Consider the following 17,899-nt stretch of genomic DNA (forward strand, 5'->3'; position numbering starts at 1 on the left):
ACCGACGTAATACCAATGTTAATCCAGATCATCAAAAAGGGCCGTCCCACGCGTGGAACAGCCCTTCGAGAGTGTTGGAGGTGCGCCGGTTAGGTCTACACCAATTCGGATATTAACTCAGCCAAGGGCTGCCTCAGCTGGTTTCCTCCCAAACTGTTCCGACTCCGATCTCCATGGCTTCTCTAGACAATGGGCACCTCCCTTCAATTTGTTTCGCGTACCTACAGGTTGCCACAGCCTGTGGATAAGTCAAACAAAATCATGTGGTCGGTTGGAGCATTTTACCCACGATGATGCGGAAGGGCACAAGGGCTAGAAGCGCCAACGATAGTTTTACCATCCAATCCGCGATGCCCAAAGACACCCAAAGTGGCATCACAGGACCGGTACCCAATAGGGGTAGCATTTCGCCCGCCCAGCTGACATCGTTGGCAGGTTCAAGGAATGTCAGTGCGCCGGAAAAGGCAATTGTAAAGAACAGCGCGGTATCCACCGACGAACCGATCAGCGTGGACGCCAGCGGCGCACGCCACCACGCCCCTTCACGCAGACGATTGAAGACTGAAACGTCCAACAACTGGGCTGTCAGGAACGCGAGACCCGACCCTAATGCAATGCGCACGGTCACAGCCGGGTAGGTATAGCCATCGCCCTGAAGCATGATTTGCGTACCAAGTGCAGAACAGATCACACCGACGACGAAACCGGCCAGTACCACACGGCGAGCAGCAGAAACGCCATAAACGCGATTCATGACATCGGTCACGAGGAAAGCCAAAGGATACGTAAATGCACCCCAGGTCAGCCATTGGCCGAACAGGAATTGCACAAGAATATTTGAGGCCACAACGATGGCGGCCATGGCAAGAATGCCAGGAAGATAGTTCGTTTTCATTCTTTATTAGCCCGTTTTAACAAGGTTGCGGCGACTTGGCCCCGCAGAATGTCGGGACGAGCGGGGTCTAATCGCCCCTTTCAGACAAATCAAGTGTTTTCGGGAACCACGTATTCCACAATCTCAGTGCGCTGAACGAACCGGAAATTGCTGTCGGAAACCATCGTAAGTCGAATTTCTCCATCGTCATCTTTCCACACGGCCAGGCCCTCAAGGTTGTCATGTTTGCCGGTAAAAGTGCGAACCAAAGTGACTCCGTTCACAAATCCGGTTTTTGTGACATCAAACCTACGTACCTGACTGCGAAAACCCAAGCCGTTAAAGGCCCGCTCCAAAAGGTAGAAGCTGCCGTCGGGCCCAAAATCGGCCCCAACTGGGTGAAATATTGGATCTCGTGTTATCGGGAACGGCTGGGTCCATCTTTTTCCTTCAAATCGGAAAACAAGCGCTTGGTCCGGTCGGCCCAATGGGTTTTCAGGAAGGGCCACTAAGAATCCGGCGTCGTCGATCGCAAGCGCTTCAAAAGCACCGTTTGGCTTCATACCTTCAAAGGCAGGACTTCCGTTCAAAGTGAGACCAAGACTGCTCAACTTGCGAAATGACTCGACACGGTCCTTGCCTTCGAACGACACAAACAGCGTGCCATCCTTTGATTGAGCCAATCCTTCTGAATCCCGATCGCTGTTTTTGAAAAGCCCGCCGTCCGAGCCTCGCATTGCTGTGCGCTCCAACAATTCGACCTCAACGATCTTTCCGGATTCCCGCTCAAAACGGCCTTTGACCATTTGACTACGGTCAGAAATCATTACGAAAGATTGCCCGTCATCGGACACTTCCAACCCTGAGAACCCGCCGAACCACTGCTCAGAGATTTGCCAGGGCGTCGTCGACACCCATTTTGCGCGTGAATTGTCTTTTGCCCCAAACGCTGGCTGCAAAACCAGTATGATCAGGGCCGCACTTACTGCGACTGCAAGACGTCGATACATTGACCCGGCAAATCCGCCATTTCCAATTGTCTTCTTGGTTTCGGGGGTTTGGCATTTGGATCAGGTGGCGGTGGATTCAAGATATCCTGCACCCATTTTTCCGCGCCTTTGCACCCATCACCGGCAGGAGGTGGATCCTGATTGCGGCAGCCTGACGCCCCCTTGGGACAATTCATGCGCACGTGGAAATGGTAATGGTGCCCCCACCACGGCCGTATCTTGCGCAGCCATTTGCGGTCACCCTTTTCATCATTGCACATCCGCACCTTGGCACCGGGAAATACAAAAATTCTTGCCACGCGCGAGTCACTTGCCGCCGCCTTGAGCACTTCGTGATGTTGGTGGGTCCAGCTGGAGTTGACATAGGCCCCTTTGTCCCGACGCATGGAAATCGACGAAAGGCTTTCGCGTTCTGCTACGCTCAGGTTCAGGCGGTCTGGCGGTAACATCCAAATGTCGATGTCCAACCCCATCTGATGGGATCGGTGGCCTGACAACATCGGCCCGCCACGTGGTTGGCTGATATCTCCGACATACAAACCCTTCCATCCAGGTTGCTGTGCAGCCGTGGCAGACAGGTCTCGGATAAATGAAATCGTTTCGGGGTATCCCCAGTTACGGTTTCGCGACAGACGCATCGCTTGCCAGGTTGGGCCGGTTTCAGGCAGTTCTGCCCCACCCGCTAAACAGCCCTTATTATATGAGCCAAATGGCGCAGGATGTTGATGAGACCCATGCTCAGACGCGCCAAACAGTTTGCGCGCCTCAACCCCTTGCATTTCAGCGGGAACTTTTTGTTTGGTCGACACGGTGGCCGTAGGTGTTTGGGTCTGACACGCCGCCAGCCCCAAAAACGCGATCAGGATTGCGAGGGATCTGCCCATTCGCCTTGGTCTCCTTGTGGATTGACCCATCGTAACAGGATCAGCCCCAGAAGGAATAGTCCGATCAACGGAGATACGCCAATGCGCGTACTTCCGCTCCACGCCGTGACGGCCCCGATCAACATCGGCGCAATAAAGGCAGTGGCCCGCCCGGACAGTCCATAAAGCCCAAAACTCTCGGTTGGAGCCTCAGGGTCCGTGTGACGCACCATCAAGGTCCGGCTCGCCGCCTGAAGAATACCGCCCATACCGCCCAGCAACATACCACAGACAAAAAACATGATGTCCGGCAATTTGGATGTCTCCGCCAGGGTCACGCCAAAGAACGAGGTGCGCGACATATTTACGACCACCACGCAAACCAGCAGGAGAACCCAAATGGCCATGATAATCACCGGTTTTGGGCCGAATCGACGGTCTGCTTTGCCGCCAAGCCACGAAAACAGTGCTGACGCCAAACCACTGACGATCCCAAACACACCAATCAGAACAATGTTCCATTCGAGCACCAAGCCAGCATAAACGCCGCCAAAGCCGTACAGGCCATTCAAAGCGTCGCGATAAAACATCGATGATCCCAGATAGGCCGCAAGACTGGGCCGTTTGGTGACTTTGATCAGCGATCTCTTGAGCAACGCCATCGCATCAGAGAACCCTTTGTTTTTCTTAGGCACTTTTACTTCGCGCACCCACAGGAAATAGGGGATCATGAACACAATGTACCACAGGGCAGCAAACGGCCCAACGATGCGTGTGCCTTCACGTTCCTCAGCGTTCAGGCCGAACACCGGATCAAATCCGACCAACGTTTTACCGTTGGGTTGTTCCACAAAAAACACCAGCACAACCGCCAACGCGAGAAGCCCGCCAACATAGCCAAAGGCAAAACCTGATCCTGATACCTTGCCGACCTCTTCGTCATTCGTCAGACCGGGAAGCTGCGAGTTCACGAAAATCAACGCGTATTCGGCACCGACAAAGCCAAACCCAAAGGCGAAAAGCACCCACCACATGTTGCCGCCACTAGGGTCAGTCGTCCAAAGCATTGCAGCCCCAACCACGTACATGACAGAAAACCCGACAATCCACGGAATGCGACGTCCTGCTGTATCCGCCATGGCGCCCAAAACGGGTGCGCCAAAGGCAATCACCAAACCGATAAGAGTCAATCCAATTGACCACGTTGTCGATGCGGCGGCCTTAGCGGCCTCGGATTCCATGCCCGTGCTGAGATAGTGATTTGCAGCCACGCTTGCGAAGAAGGGGCCGAAAATGAACGTAAGCAGGACTGTATGGTACGGCTGGCTGGCCCAATCAAAGAACCACCACCCCCAAATGCGCTTGCGCGCGGATACTTCAGCCATACCTGTCCCCCGGTGTTTTTTTCCACTAAGACAGGGGTGTGGCCAACAGGCAAGTTAATCCTGCATTGGGGGCCAGGGGCGTTTGGCTTCGGCATCGATCCAACCTTGCACCCATTCGGGTGCTTGCAGGCGGGTATTGTCCGCACCCATAGCCTCAATGACTTGCGCTGGAGGAACGATGCCATCGCGGTCCGTTATGGCCGAGCGATACAACGCATGGTTGGCGCACTCCCCGTCTTGCTTCCACATCGTTTGCTCAAGATAGATGAACCGATCATCCCAATAAACTGCCCGGCTTCGCATCTCGAACTTTTCAAAAGTACGGATACGTCGGCGATAGCGTACGGACACGCCCGCCATGGTCATACTCCACCTTTTTTGGCGCATGACGCTAATCAGACCGATGCGATGCGCCAAAGGAATGCGCCCAAGATCAAGCAGTGTCAGCGTGCGCCCGTTGTTCAGCTCCATCCAAAGGTCGATATCCCATGGCCAGCATCGGTGGTGCGACACATGGGTTCCCATGGCTGACAACGGCGGGTCATTGCGATGCAGGATCATCTGTTTGACCATTCGAATGATAGGGTACATGCGTGAATCTCCTTTGAGCAATAAGCATTCAATGGTTTACCCGCACGTCAACTGTTACCTTGCGCCACTCTTGCCCTTTGCTGGCTTGGTGCTTAATTGGGTCTGGCAAGAAAACGGAGAGACCTGACGATGATGGCAATTTACGGACCGCTAAGGCTTATTCTGGATGTCGCGTTCTTTATTATGCTGATCCACATCATCATGAGTTGGCTGATCAGCTTTCAGGTGCTCAATATGGGCCAGCAGATGGTTGCCCAAATCTGGTACGGCCTGAACCGCTTGCTTGAGCCGATTTATACGCCGATCCGCCGTATTCTGCCTGACACACGTCCGCTTGATCTGGCGCCGCTTGTGGCATTCATCATCATCATTTCATTGCGCGACTATATCCTGCCCGTCGCTCTGGGATTGCGCTGACGCTCTTCGGGGCTTGTTCACCGAATCCGGTTATGGGAATGTCGGCTTTAACGAGCAGACAAACAACAAACTACGGGTTTACTCATGTGCGCCGCTGCCACGTTCCTGCGTGACGTTTTTGGATTCGACTCTTTCCGGCCAGGCCAGGAAGAGATCGTTGACGCCGTAACACGTGGCGAAAACGTGTTGGCGATTATGCCCACGGGCGGCGGAAAATCCTTGTGTTTCCAGCTCCCGGCTTTGGTCCGTGAAGGTGTGACCGTGGTGATTTCTCCGCTGATCGCCTTAATGCGGGATCAGGTGCGCGCATTGCGCGAAGTGGGTGTTGCGGCGGGGGCGCTCACATCCGGTAATACCGAAGAAGAAACCAATGAAGTTTGGGAGGCCTTGGATCACGGACGGCTCAAGCTGTTGTACATAGCGCCTGAACGACTTGCTTCCGGTGCAGCCCTTGGCATGTTGCGGCGAATCGGGGTTAGCCTGATTGCCGTGGACGAAGCCCACTGCGTTAGCCAATGGGGCCATGATTTCCGCCCGGACTATTTGCGGATCGGAGAATTGCGTCAAGCGCTGGATGTACCACTTGCAGCCTTTACAGCCACCGCAGACGCCGAAACCCGCGAAGAGATTGTTGCCCGCCTGTTTGATGGTCAGGCTCCAAGCACCTTTCTGCATGGGTTTGATCGTCCGAATATCCATCTTGCTTTTGCCGCCAAGGACAGCCCGCGTCGTCAAATCCTCGACTTCGCCGCCGCCCGCAAAGGCCAATCGGGTATTGTCTATTGCGGGACACGCGCAAAAACGGAGAACCTCGCCAAGGCGTTGCGGGATGCCGGGCATCTGGCCCTGCACTATCACGGTGGCATGGAAGCCGAAGATCGACGCGTCACCGAAACCCGGTTTCAACGCGAAGATGGGCTGATCGTGGTGGCCACGGTTGCCTTTGGCATGGGCGTCGACAAACCCGATATCCGTTGGGTGGCGCACGCCGACCTGCCTAAATCTATTGAGTCCTACTATCAGGAAATTGGCCGGTCAGGTCGCGATGGTGCACCCGCTGAAACCCTGACTTTGTTTGGTCCGGAAGACATCCGGTTGCGCCGCAGTCAGATCGACGAGGGGCTGGCACCACCAGAGCGGCGCTCGGCAGACCATGCACGGCTCAACGCTCTTTTAGGCCTCGCCGAAGCCCTGCATTGTCGACGAGAAACCCTGCTGGGCTATTTTGGAGAAACCAATGTCACCTGCGGCAGATGTGACTTGTGTGAAACGCCAGCCGACGTATTCGACGGCACCACTGCTGTGCGCAAAGCGTTATCCGCCGCTCTGCGCACGGGTGAATGGTTTGGTAGCGGTCATCTGATCGACATCTTGCTGGGCATTGAGACGGACAAGGTGCGCGAACGCGGGCACGATAGCCTGCCAACCTATGGGGTCGGCACTGAATACGACCGCCGCCAGTGGCAGGCCGTGTTTCGCCAGATGATGGGTCATGATTTATTGCGCCCGGACCCCGAACGCCATGGCGGGTTACGTATGACAGACGCTGCAATGCCAATCCTCAAAGGCGAAGCCTCAATCGAACTGCGCCGTGACACCATCCGCAAGGCCAACCACCGCCCTGCCGCCAAAGAACTGGTGAGCGAAGAGGACGCGCCACTTTTGAGTGCCCTCAAAGCCAAGCGCCGCGCTTTGGCCGAGGCTACACGCGCGCCCGCCTATATCATTTTCAACGACCGGACTTTGATCGAAATGGCCGAAACCCGCCCCACCAATTTGGATGAAATGGCGCGCGTCGGTGGGGTTGGGGCCAAAAAATTAGAGAGCTATGGCGATGCCTTTCTCGAAGTCATCAACGGTGAAGCCGCAAACCTGCATCCCAGCCGTCGGAAATTGGCAGGGCGCGATTCTGGCCCGCTTTATGACAAATTACTTGAAGTCCAAGCCGATCTTGCGCGCGGCCCCGAAGGTATCGACAAACCAATGAGCTGCTCAGCATCACTTTTGGCCAAGGTCGCCAGTGCCCGCCCCGACGATGAATGGGCGATGAGCCGCCTGCTGGGCGACAAACGCGCTGAACGGTTTGGAGCCGCTTTTCTGGACGTGCTGCGCGAGGCGGGCTAAGTCTGCGGATCTGGAACAAAGGAACCTATCATGCTTGTTGTTGTCTCACCTGCGAAACGTCTGAACTGGAACCCTGTCGAAGGCACCACAACCACGCCAGATTTTTCTGACGAGGCTTTGAAGCTGGTGAAAACGGCCCGCAATCTGACTTTGGGTGACTTGCAAAAACTGATGGCTCTTAGCCCTGACTTGGCTAAACTCAATCGCGATCGTTTTAAGGCTTATGAGGCTGAACCGGATACCTATGCCACCCGCCCGGCCGTGCGGGCCTTTGCCGGGGATACCTATATTGGCCTTGAAGCAGCGACACTGGACGCAGAGGAACTGACTTGGGCGCAGGAGCATCTGCGTATCCTGTCTGGCCTTTACGGTGTTCTGCGTCCAATGGATGCGATTCAACCTTATCGCCTTGAAATGGGCAGTCGCCTGAAAACTCGGCGCGGCAAGAACCTGTATGACTTTTGGCGCGACAGCCTCTCCAAATCTCTAAATTTGCAGGCGGCTGAGCTGGGCACTGACGTGTTGGTAAACTGTGCCAGTCAGGAGTATTTTGGAGCCGTTGATCCAAGGGCCTTGAAGCTGCGCATTATTACCCCAGTTTTCATGGAAGAGAAAAACGGCGAACCCAAGATTGTCAGTTTTTTCGCCAAAAAGGCACGTGGATCGATGGCCCGCTACATGATTCAGCGTAGGTTGACTGACCCGCAAAGCCTCAAAGATTTTGACCTCGGCGGTTATTCCTATCAGCCAGACATGTCTGATGCAGATCGGTTCGTGTTCTTACGGGCCTATCCAGAAACCTGATCGCGTTCAGGTGCCACTTTTACGATCTTCAGGTGGAAAAGGTGGCATTGCCTGCGCTGGAAGATACTGCGCAATCATTTCAAATATGGCGGCCTTTTTGAGAGGTTTGGTCAGGTAGTGGTCCAACCCCGCCGACAGGATTCCTTGCTCATCGCCATCGACAGCATGGGCCGTCAGCGCAATGATCGGAATCTTTTCTCCCCCCGGTAGATCGCGGATTTTTGCAGTGGCTTCTTTACCATCCATTTTGGGCATGGAGATGTCCATGAAAATCATGTCCGGTGTCATGCTTTGGAAAAGATCGACCGCTTCGATGCCATTGTTAGCAAATTGCAACTCAATCTCGAGTGACTTGAGAAGTTTTCCCAAAACCAACTGGTTGGTTTTATTGTCCTCAGCCGCCAACACTCGCATTTTTCGGATTTGACCCTCGACGCGAGGCTCTGATCGAGGTTCTGTACGGGGTGCCGCTTCTGTTGCTTCTACAATCTTGCGGAACAGATCCCGTCGCGACACCGGTTTTTTCAATACTGCCTGAGAGGGCTTATAGGTCGGATCGCTCAAGGCAAAGGTTGGGTCGGAACTTAGGATCACGACCGGAACGTTGTTGTTTTCTTTGCGTAAAATGTCGGTCAACTCGAACCCGTCCATATCGGGCATTTTGCGATCCGTCAGAATGAGATCAACTTCATTTACATGCCCAAGAGCCTTTTGACCATTTGCGCAAGAAACGACCGACGCCCCCATTTGTTCCATCTGTTTTTCGAGCAGTGTCCGGTTGATCTCGCGACCGCTAACAACCAGAACGCGTTTCACGTGACGCGGCAAGCAAGGCGGTTCAATGCTAAGGTCTTCTTCCACTGGCAAATTCAACCGGAAACCAAAGCATGACCCTTCTCCTTCTACCGAATCCACCCAGATTTCACCTTCCATAAACCCAATCAGCCTCTGTGTGATCGCCAGCCCCAAACCGGTGCCTTCAAACTTGCGATTGCGCTCGTCATCGACTTGATTGAATTCTCCAAAAATGTGGCTGACCTTTTCTGCAGGAATGCCGATGCCAGTATCTTCAATGGTGACGTGCAATTCGCATTGATTGCTAGCTTCATGTGTTTCCCCAACCACCCGAACCAAAACATGGCCGGTTGAGGTGAATTTCACTGCATTTCCAATTAGATTGGTCAGCACTTGCCGAACACGCCCCGGATCGCCAACCAACATGGTAGGCAAAAACAGATCATAATCGACAATCAACGCGATGCCTTTTTCCCGCGCACTGGGCTGCAGCAACGTCAAAACCTCGTGAATGCAACGCTCAAAGTCAAAGGGCTCAGGGTGGAGTGTCAGCTTTTCAGCTTCGATTTTGGAATAGTCCAGAACGTCATTGATAATGACCAAAAGCGCCTCGCCAGAGTTTTTGATGGTTGAAACAAACAGGCCTTGTTCTTCGCTAAGCTTAGTGTCCATCAGCAGATCGGCCATGCCGACCACGCCATTCATTGGGGTGCGAATCTCATGACTCATATTGGCAAGGAACGCCGATTTGGCGCGACTGGCTGCCTCTGCACGTTCTTGTTCTTTTTTTAATTTGGCTTCGTAGCGCACGGTATCGGTGATATTCAGCGCGAGACTCACCATATCACCGGCATGGCCCCGTTGATCAATAAGCTTAATGTACTCACCATTCCAAAGGCGCACGACAACAGCTTGCGGCAAGGGAGTATGCCAACGCTCTAGCATGGCCTTGCGCCAAGCCGCAGGGTCGGTATCGCCGATGTGAAAAATGCCTTCTTCGGTCACCAGCTGCAAAATTCGCGCATAGGTGATGCCCGGCCCAATCTCGCCCAGACCTTCAAATACCGCGAGGTATGATGGGTTGGCTGCAATCATGCGGCTATCTGCATCGAAATAGGCAAATCCATCCTGAATTGTTTCAATCGACAACCAAAGACGTCGTTCGGCAATTTCGATCTTTTGATTGGCTTCCTGAAGGTCGGATTTCACCCGCTTGTTTTCGGTTCGAACAGTGGCCACTTCGGCGCGGGTTTCCACGATTTCATGCGATAGTTGCTCTGCCTGCCGGCCCAGTTTTCGATTTGCCGCGAAAAGGTCGGCCTGTTTCAGCTCTAATAATCGTTCCGCTGCAAGCCGCGCACGGCGCTCTTCCGCCAGTTTTTGTGCCAGAGTCATCTCATACACCCAATTGCCTGATCTTGGTTTCGCACCACTCAAACGTAGTCGGGTGAATATCTACTTAAACCATTTGCAATCAGGTGAATCGTTGCCAGAGAGGGCCCCGCCGTGTCACCATATCAGCAATTCATTTTAGGAGGTTGTGATGCGTTGGATTTTGGCGGCGTTGGCCGGGGTATTCTTTGCTCAGACAGCAATTGCAGAAGACAGCCTGATTCCCGAGCGACGAATTGTGGTCAGCAGGGACGTGGATTTCTTCGGTTCTGACCTCACCAATGTTTTCGACACCACCTATGACGCATGCCGAAATACCTGTTTACAAGACAGTGAGTGCCAGGCTTTTACCTTCAACAAGCGCTCAAATTCATGCTTCCCCAAAAGCGCGATCAGCGAAACCCAACCCTATGAAGGTGCGGTATCAGGTGAGGTCTTTTTGGCTGACCCAAAAACCTTGCAACAAGTGGACCAACGCGCCGCTGAATTGTCATTCATCCCGACCTATCAACTGAAACGCGCTACGGAACAGGCCAAAAAAATCGGATCCCTGCATGCGGGTGGGCCCTGGAGCGTCTCTTCGATGCTGGATGCCGCTCAGTCCCGGCAATCAGAAGGCGACACCCTGAACGCAATGCGCTGGACGGGTGCTGCCGTTGGTAAAGAAGATCGCAGCGATATTTGGCTTGAGTATGCACGCTTAAATCAAGAGCTGGCTGCGACAAATTCAAATGACAAAGGCAAACACCGTAGTCGGGCCCTGTTGGCATCCATGAATGCGTATTTGCGGGCGATGAACGATCCGCAACGGGTCTCCAGCCTTGTAGTAATGGCCGAAATTTTCGAAGCAAATAAGCGAGGCAAAACCTCACTGCGCGCGCTTCGGTTAGCCGAATCGATCCAGCCACGCGCTGATGTAGTCTCGGCTCTGGATCGGGCGATAGCCAAATACGGCTTCAACATCGCCGAGCATGAGGTAGAGAGCAATTTGGCATCCCCTCGTATCTGCGCCAAGTTCAACGAACCCCTTATTAAGGTCGGGGAGGATTACGCGACTTTTCTGAAACTGCCGGATCAACGCCTGTCAGTTCAAGCCGAAGATCGCAGCATCTGCATCGAAGGGGTTGCCCATGGCTCCCGCCATACAATCACCTTCCGAAAAGGCTTGCCTGCGGCCAGCGGCGAAACATTGGCCCGCGACATCGATCTGACCTTTTATGTCCGTGACAGAGAGCCTGCGGTACGCTTTCCAGGACGCGCATATGTCCTGCCACGTACAGCAGATGCGGGTCTACCCATCGAAACAACGAACCTGAACGAAGTGGACCTCAGGTTACAACGCGTCAGTGATCGCAACCTGCTGCGCACCCTTCAGGATGGATACTTCGGACGGCCTCTGTCCTATTGGCAGTTCGAAACCTTCGACAGCGAAATTGCCGAGACTGTCTGGCAAGGCAATGGCGCGGTTAGCAATCAATTGAATGTGGACATGACAACACGCTTGCCGCTGGGCGATGTTGTGTCAGACCTACCTACCGGACTATATGCGCTGACTGCCGATCTGCCAGGCGCAGACAAATACGACGAAACATCGACAACACAATGGTTCGTCCTGTCAGACCTTGGGATCACCACGCTTTCGGGCGTTGATGGATTGCATGTATTCATGCGCTCGCTTGGTGATGCTTCAGCCCGCGAAGGGGCCACGGTCACGTTGTTGTCCCGCAGCAACCGGGTGCTTGGCATGACCACAACTGATGCCAAAGGCTATGCCCGGTTTGACCCCGGCCTGACACGTGGCTCAGGCGGGGCTGCACCAGCCATGGTGACGTTTGAATCCGGCAATGATTTCTCATTCCTGTCATTGACTGATCCTGCCTTTGATCTGTCTGACCGTGGCGTCGAGGGTCGCCCACCTGCACCGCCAGTTGATTTGTTTCTTGCAACCGATCGCGGTGCCTATCGCGCAGGCGAGGTTATCCACGCCACTGCTTTGGCACGCGGAGATGTAGCCGAAGCCTTGCCCGGATTGCCTGTAACGGCCATTCTGATGCGCCCAGATGGGGTGGAGTACAGCCGGTCCACGTCGGTGAGCGACACCGAAGGCGGACATGTATTTGCCATGCCGCTAGGACAGACGGTGCCGCGCGGCACTTGGAAACTGTCCATCAAATCCGACCCTGATGCGCCGTCTTTGGCCACTCGCAAAGTGCTGGTCGAGGATTTTCTGCCTGAGCGCATCGACTTTACACAGACCCTGCCGGATGGCCCGATCGTGTTGAACGATGACAAAGAGCCCACCGATTTGCGCATCGAAGCACGCTATTTGTTTGGCGCTCCGGGCGCTGGGTTGACCGTCGAAGGCCAGGTCACTTTGCGGGCACGCGCCCAGGTCGATGGCTACAAAGGTTACAGCTTTGGCCGCTACGACGAACGTTTTGATCCGCGCGCCGAATTTTTTGCCGGAGAAAAAACTGATGACAGTGGCATGACCATTCTGCCGCTCTATTTCCCGAACGTTGAGACTCTGGGCCAACCTTTCGAGGCCCGGGTGACCACCAGGGTTATGGAAGGCTCTGGCCGCCCGGTGGAACGTCGCATTACCCATCCCGTGTCGTCCAAAGGGCCGATGATCGGTATCAAGCCTCTGTTTGAAGAAGAAGTGGTTGCAGAAGGCACTGACGCAGGCTTCCTGCTGGTCGGTTTGGCACCGGACCTCTCTGGCCAGGACATGAAAGTTCGCTGGACCGTCAATCGCGTTCGCACGTCTTATCAATGGTACAATCTCTACGGGGATTGGAATTGGGAGCCTACATCGCGCCGCACAGCCGTTGCCAGTGGCGAAGTAACTCTTGGCGCAGAACCAATCAAAGTGTCTTCCCCGGTAGAATGGGGTCACTATGAGATCGTGGTTGAGCGTCTGGACGGCGACTATGTTGCCAGCTCCAGTGATTTCTATGCGGGGTGGTATGCTCCTGTGGATACGCTCGAAACTCCGGATACGTTGGACGTGTCCTTGGATCAGCCCGGTTATCATAGCGGCGAGATAGCAACATTGCGTGTTGTGCCACGGTTTGCAGGAACAGCGCTTGTCACTGTGATGTCCAATCGCCTGATCGCTATGAAAGCGGTTGAAGTTCAGGAAGGCGAGAACCTGATTCCGCTGGACGTCACGGATGAATGGGGCGCTGGAGCTTATGTGTCTGCCTCGGTGATCCGCCCTGCGAATGAACCTGCGGGTCTGAACCCGTCGCGGGCGCTTGGGCTCAGCTACGCCAAGATTGATCCCGGTGTTAAACAACTGAATGTGACTCTTGATGCCGGGGACAAAGTGGCGCCAAACGGCGCGCTGGAAGTTGGTATCAAAGTGGATGGTGTGACCAAAGACGAATCCGCCTATGTTACTCTTGCCGCTGTGGATGTCGGCATTTTGAACCTCACCGGTTTCAAAAGCCCCGACCCGTCAGACCACTACTTTGGCCAACGTCGTTTGGGCATAGAAATTCGCGACATCTATGGTCGGCTGATCGATGGGATGAACGGTGACATGGGTGCGTTGCGCCAGGGCGGTGATGCAAGCAGTGGCTCGTCTTTCCAATCACCCCCGCCAACAGAAGAACTGGTTGCTTACTTTGAAGGACCGGTAATAATCGGCGACGATGGCACAGCGCAAGTCAGCTTTGATCTGCCTGAATTCAACGGAACTGTGCGCCTAATGGCCGTTGCCTGGAGCAAAACGGCCGTTGGTCAGGCTGAACATGATGTTTTGGTGCGCAATCCGGTTGTGGTCACTGCGACTCTTCCGCGTTTCCTTGCACCAGGAGATACCAGCCGTCTACTTTTGGAGATTGTGCACGCCGAAGGGCCTTCTGGCCGGGTCGGTCTGGATGTCAGCGCTACGGGTGTCGGGTTGAATGCCAGTGATGTGCCTTCTGGGCTTACACTGGCCCACAAAGGTACGGAACGCCTGTCGATCCCGATCACTGCAGGGCAAGTGGGCGATCATTCGGTGCGCGTTGCCCTGACCACGCCGAACGGCAAGCAGATCGTGAAAACCCTGACTTTGCCAGTGCGCGCAAATGATCCTGAGATCAGCACAACACAGCGCATTGATCTTGCTGCTGGCTCTACTTTTACGCTGGACAGCAACCTGTTTGTGGACATGCGGAATGGCACGGGTTCTGCGGTGATTTCATCGGGTGCCTTGGCGCGATTTGATGCGCCCGGTCTGTTGCAAGCGCTGGATCGATATCCTTACGGCTGCACAGAGCAGGTGACTTCCAAAGCCCTGCCCTTATTGTATTTTGATACCATAACCTCTTCTCTTGGGCTGGGGGAACGCGGCAAAGTGCAGGAACGCATTGATCAGGCAATCGCTGTTGTTTTGACCCGTCAGGCCACAAACGGCGCCTTTGGATTGTGGTATGCGGATTCAGGTGATTTCTGGCTGGATTCCTATGTCAGCGATTTCCTGTCGCGCGCCAAAGCCAAAGGTTATTCAGTACCTGACATCGCCTTCCGGCAAGCCATGGATAATCTGCGCAATCGTATCAACTATGCGCCTGACTTTGATGACGGAGGCGAAGACGTTGCCTATGCGCTGATGGTGCTGGCGCGCGAAGGCGCCGCCAATATGGGGGACCTGCGTTATTATGCGGATGTCAAAGCCGATCATTTTGGAACGCCACTGGCCGCAGCCCAATTGGGTGCTGCATTGGCCTACTACGGGGATCAGACCCGCGCCGACCGTATGTTTGCCAAAGCGGCATGGCAGCTGGACAGACATTGGGACGAAGCGCCCTCCAACTTTTGGCGGGCGGATTATGGCACTCAACTAAGGGATGCCGCCGGAGCGCTCACTTTGGCGGTAGAAGCTGGCAGCGATGTGTTGGATCGCCAGATTTGGGCTACCCGAGTGGGCGGTGCCGCGCGCAACATGTCCACGCAGGAATCCGTCTGGTCGTTGATGGCCGCCCATGCGCTGATCGACGATGACGCTTCGCTTGGCCTTAGCGTGAACGGTGTACCGGTTGACGGCGCATTGGTTCGCACCTTAGCAGACGACGTCGCCGCAGACCCCGTGCAGGTAACCAACGAAAGCGCAAAGCCGACATCCCTAACGATAACCTCAATCGGAGTGCCAAACTATCCGATCGACAAAGGCGGCTATGGCTATGCCATTGAGCGCAGCTACTTCACCCTGGGTGGCGAAGCCACAGACCTTGCGAGCATCAAGATCGGAGACCGGCTTGTGACGGTTCTCAAGGTGTCACCTACCGATGGTGGTGGAGCCCGGCTGATGGTCAACGATCCTTTGCCTGCCGGCTTTGAGATCGACAATCCAAACCTTCTAGAAAGCGGTGATATCGCTGCTTTGAAGTGGTTGGATATCGCTGCAACGCAGAATGCTGAATTCCGCTCGGATCGTTTTCTGGCGGCAGTGGACTGGCGCAATTCCAAATCCTTCCATCTGGCCTATATCGTGCGTGCGGTCAGCCCCGGAGATTACCACCACCCTGCGGCCACGGTCGAGGATATGTATCGTCCCCAATACCGTGCCCGCACTTCAGCCAGTAGCGTGACAGTTACCGAGTGATGCGCGGTTGGGGCAAATATGCCTTGCCGGTGATCGCCCTGTGGGCGGCTGCTTTGGCACGTGACGGGTTTGATCGCTGGGTTGTGGACACTGATCTGCCCCCTTTGATCGCCGAAACCTCGGTCGAGGTGCGCGACCGCAATGGTGCTCTATTGCGAGCGTATGCGGTTGAGGATGGGCTGATGCGCCTTGGCGCTACATCGCAACAAGTAGATCAACACTTTTTGGACATGCTGATCGCCTATGAAGACAAACGGTTCCGGTCCCATTCTGGCGTAGACCTAATTGCTCTGATGCGGGCGGTGACGCAGGCTGTCCGAAATGGTGAGGTTGTGTCAGGCGGGTCGACCCTAACTATGCAGGTTGCACGCCTTTTGGAAGACAGCGGCACCGGGCGATGGCAAGGCAAGTTGCGTCAAATACGTGTGGCCTTGGCGCTGGAACATACTCTCACCAAAGACCAGATCCTTGGCCTGTATCTCACCCATGCGCCTTATGGCGGAAACCTTGAGGGCATACGTGCGGCGACATTGGCCTGGTTCGGAAAAGAACCAACACGGTTAACCCCGGCACAAGCGGCGCTTTTGATCGCACTACCACAAAGTCCAGAGGCCCGACGTCCCGATCGGGATCGTCTTCAGGCACAGTCGGCCCGTGATCGCGTCCTTGATCTCCTTTCGGGCTCTGGAACCCTGACAGCGGATGCCGCTAGGGCAGCCAAATCAGAGACTGTTTCGGCGCAAAGGCGTGCATTTCCTTCGGTGGCCGCTCACATGGCAGATCGCGCAATAAACGCCAATCCGGATCACTTGCGTCACGACTTAACGTTGGATCGAGATCTACAAAAATCGCTTGAAACGCTCGCTGCAAAATCACTGATCGGCCTCGAAGATCGGCTGTCGATTGCAATGCTGGTAGCAGATCATCAAACTGGCGAAATTCTGGCGTCCGTCGGATCCGCCGGATACGCGCTTGGGGATCACCGTCAGGGGTTTGTTGACATGACTCGGGCGTATCGTTCACCGGGTTCCACACTCAAGCCATTGGTTTATGCGATGGCCATGGACGAAGGTCTGGCGCATCCCGAAACGCTGATTGATGATCGCCCGGTCACGTTCGGCACCTACGCTCCACAGAATTTCGATGGCAAGTTCCGGGGTGAGCTCAAAGTGGCTGAGGCATTGCGTCAGTCGTTAAACATCCCTGTTGTGTTGTTGGCCGATCAGATTGGCCCGGCGCGCATCATGTCTGCAATTCACAAAACTGGGGCCACGCCTAAACTTCCTACGGGGCAAGCCGGACTAGCCATTGTTCTGGGTGGTATCGGCATGTCCATGGAAGATCTTGTACACCTTTACGCCATGCAAGCGCGTGGCGGCAATTCTATCGACCTCAGGTGGCAACTTGGTGCAACAAGCACCGCCGAAAGGCACGTGATTAGCCGCGCTGCCGCATGGCAGGTCAGCCACATCCTGTCATCCATCGCACCTCCAAAAGGGGCGCCACGCAACCGGCTGGCTTACAAAACCGGTACCAGCTATGGCCACCGCGATGCTTGGGCAGTTGGATATGACGGTCAACATGTGGCGGCTATTTGGATTGGCCGCCCCGATGGCACTCCGGTTCCCGGTGCTTTTGGAGGAGAGCTGGCCGCACCGGTTCTTTTTGAAGTCTTTCAGCGCCTGAAGCCAGCGCTTGATCCACCTGGCCCGCCACCGCCCGAAACCCTAACGGTTACTTCGGCTCAGCTTCCCCTGCCTTTGCAAAAATTCCGCGGGAGGAACGCAGTTTTCGAGGCCGCGCCGGACACGCCAAAACTGGCCTTTCCACCTCATGGTGCGCGTTTGGCGCATCTTGATGGTGGCCTAACGGTGAAAGTGCGTGATGGCACGTTGCCCTTTACTATTCTTGCCAATGGCACGCCTTTGGCTACCCGGTTGCACCAGCGGAATGTTGATCTGGTATTTGAAGAAAAAGGCGCATCAATCCTGACAGTCATCGACGCCAAAGGGCGGTCGGATCGGATTGAAATCTGGATTGACTAGGGC

General features: G+C 54.9%; 11 protein-coding genes. 5 read left to right on the forward strand and 6 right to left on the reverse strand.

What is annotated here, in order from left to right; all coding sequences use genetic code 11:
- Positions 1-259: 259 nt before the first annotated feature.
- The 5 genes from BUC32_RS17455 to BUC32_RS17475 all read right to left on the reverse strand — a co-directional run bounded on the left by BUC32_RS17455 (position 260) and on the right by BUC32_RS17475 (position 4,723).
- A complete protein-coding gene (locus tag BUC32_RS17455; protein WP_073255998.1) occupies positions 260-895 on the reverse strand; it encodes a queuosine precursor transporter in 636 nt (211 codons plus the stop codon).
- An 89-nt stretch (positions 896-984) separates the two neighbouring features.
- Entirely contained in the window at positions 985-1,884 is a 900-nt protein-coding gene (locus BUC32_RS17460) for an esterase-like activity of phytase family protein (RefSeq protein ID WP_073256001.1), read from the reverse strand.
- Positions 1,857-2,663, reverse strand: a complete 807-nt coding sequence (gene mepA / locus BUC32_RS17465; protein WP_245815211.1) for a penicillin-insensitive murein endopeptidase — start codon at positions 2,661-2,663, stop codon at positions 1,857-1,859. Before mepA ends, BUC32_RS17460 begins: the two co-directional genes overlap by 28 nt.
- Before the next feature lie 80 nt (positions 2,664-2,743).
- The gene (locus BUC32_RS17470) at positions 2,744-4,132 is read right to left on the reverse strand and encodes an MFS transporter (protein ID WP_073256007.1); all 1,389 of its coding nucleotides are present in this window, start codon (positions 4,130-4,132) and stop codon (positions 2,744-2,746) included.
- Between the two features lie 54 nt (positions 4,133-4,186).
- The gene (locus BUC32_RS17475) at positions 4,187-4,723 is read right to left on the reverse strand and encodes an acyl-CoA thioesterase (RefSeq protein ID WP_073256010.1); all 537 of its coding nucleotides are present in this window, start codon (positions 4,721-4,723) and stop codon (positions 4,187-4,189) included.
- A gap of 129 nt (positions 4,724-4,852) precedes the next feature.
- On the opposite strand from BUC32_RS17475, the gene BUC32_RS17480 reads away from it, so the two are divergent.
- From BUC32_RS17480 to yaaA, 3 genes are all read left to right on the forward strand, one after another.
- A complete protein-coding gene (locus BUC32_RS17480) occupies positions 4,853-5,140 on the forward strand; it encodes a YggT family protein (protein ID WP_073256013.1) in 288 nt (95 codons plus the stop codon).
- Positions 5,141-5,224: 84 nt separating this feature from the next.
- On the forward strand, positions 5,225-7,264 hold the full coding sequence (recQ, locus tag BUC32_RS17485; RefSeq protein ID WP_073256017.1) for a DNA helicase RecQ: 2,040 nt from the start codon (positions 5,225-5,227) through the stop codon (positions 7,262-7,264).
- Between the two features lie 30 nt (positions 7,265-7,294).
- On the forward strand, positions 7,295-8,068 hold the full coding sequence (gene yaaA, locus BUC32_RS17490; RefSeq protein ID WP_073256020.1) for a peroxide stress protein YaaA: 774 nt from the start codon (positions 7,295-7,297) through the stop codon (positions 8,066-8,068).
- A gap of 6 nt (positions 8,069-8,074) precedes the next feature.
- On the opposite strand, the gene BUC32_RS17495 is transcribed toward yaaA, so the two are convergent.
- Positions 8,075-10,258 (reverse strand): response regulator, encoded by a 2,184-nt coding sequence (locus BUC32_RS17495; RefSeq protein ID WP_073256023.1) that lies wholly within the window; start codon positions 10,256-10,258, stop codon positions 8,075-8,077.
- Between the two features lie 148 nt (positions 10,259-10,406).
- On the opposite strand from BUC32_RS17495, the gene BUC32_RS17500 reads away from it, so the two are divergent.
- Together BUC32_RS17500 and pbpC are read left to right on the forward strand one after the other, a co-directional pair.
- Positions 10,407-15,851, forward strand: a complete 5,445-nt coding sequence (locus tag BUC32_RS17500; protein WP_073256026.1) for an alpha-2-macroglobulin family protein — start codon at positions 10,407-10,409, stop codon at positions 15,849-15,851.
- Positions 15,851-17,896 (forward strand): penicillin-binding protein 1C, encoded by a 2,046-nt coding sequence (gene pbpC / locus BUC32_RS17505; protein ID WP_073256029.1) that lies wholly within the window; start codon positions 15,851-15,853, stop codon positions 17,894-17,896. The genes BUC32_RS17500 and pbpC overlap by 1 nt, the downstream gene beginning before the upstream one ends.
- The last annotated feature ends 3 nt before the right edge of the window (positions 17,897-17,899 follow it).

The sequence above is a fragment of the Shimia gijangensis genome, from assembly GCF_900142085.1.
Taxonomy (GTDB): Bacteria; Pseudomonadota; Alphaproteobacteria; order Rhodobacterales; family Rhodobacteraceae; genus Shimia; species Shimia gijangensis.